Genomic DNA, 1,120 nt, shown 5'->3' with positions numbered 1-1,120 from the left:
AGTGAGCGTTTGATTCTCGGTTGTCTGTTTCGCTTGTGGTCAGGTGTCGCGCCAGTTGGGTGTGTTCTGTTGGGTGAGGCGTCGGGTCATGAGGTTGATGGCGGCGATTTGGATCATGGCTGCTGATCTGTGGGGGTGGGTTTCGTAGTCGCGGGCCAGGCGGCGGTGGTGCATGAGCCAGCCGAGGGTTCTTTCGACGACCCAGCGGCGGGGTTGGACGGTGAAGCCGCGGGTGTGGGGGTCGCGTTGGACGATCTCGAGGTCGATGCCGCGGGTGGCCGCGTGTTCGATGGCTTTGTTCTTGTAGCCGTTGTCGGCCCAGGCTTTGGTGATGGTGGGGTGGCGGGCGGCGATGTCGTCGATGAGGCGGGTGCCGGCGGCGGAGTCGTGGACGCTGGCGGCGGTGACGAGAACGGTCAGGAGGAGGCCGAGGGTGTCGGTGGCGATGTGCCGCTTGCGGCCGATGATCTTTTTCGCGGGGTCGATGCCCTGGTCGGCGAGGTGGACGTTGGCGGAGGTCTTGATGCTCTGGGAGTCGAGCAGGCAGGCGGTGGGTTCTGGTTCGCGGCCTTCGGCCTGGCGGAGCAGTCCGCGCAGGAGGCCGTTGAGTTGGTCGAAGATGCCGTCGTTCTGCCAGTGGGCGAAGTAGCCGTAGACGCTCTGCCAGGGTGGGAAGTCGTGGGGCAGGTAGCGCCAGGGGATGCCGGTGCGGTCGACGTAGAGGATCGCGTTCATCAGGGCCCGCAGGTCGTGGTGGGGCCGGCGGATTCCGGCGCGGGCCTGGCGCCAGGTTTCGAGGGTGGGGCGGATCAGTTCCCATCGCGCGTCGGACAGGTCGCTGGGGTAGGGGCGGGGTGGTCGCATGAGGTGGGATTACTGGCGCTGGTGGCTGCCGGGGAGGGCGTGTGCGGGGGTATGGGGAGCGTTGGTATGCGCCCGGGTATGCCGCGAACTGGTGCTTGTGTAATCGAGACAGACCGTTCTGGGGCGGACCGGGCTGTTTCCCTGGCCTGTAGCCTTCCAGAAGAGACGCATTCCAGTAGATAAGGTGCGGTCGCCCTACGAGGCCGACGACTCAGAATCGCATCAAACTGGCATGAGCATAAGCAAAACGCTCACT

At 65.4% G+C, this 1,120-nt stretch carries 1 protein-coding gene; it reads right to left on the bottom strand.

Annotated elements, in window-relative coordinates:
• Nucleotides 1-39: 39 nt before the first annotated feature.
• Nucleotides 40-864, bottom strand: coding sequence for an IS5 family transposase (locus ACFW1I_RS38385; RefSeq protein WP_384678824.1), 825 nt, complete (start codon nucleotides 862-864; stop codon nucleotides 40-42).
• Nucleotides 865-1,120: the final 256 nt, after the last annotated feature.

The sequence above is a fragment of the Streptomyces sp. NPDC058955 genome (genome assembly GCF_042741435.1).
GTDB lineage: Bacteria > Actinomycetota > Actinomycetes > Streptomycetales > Streptomycetaceae > Streptomyces.
Note: the sequence above shows the minus strand (reverse complement) of the source record. Positions and strands in the feature narration are given on the sequence as shown.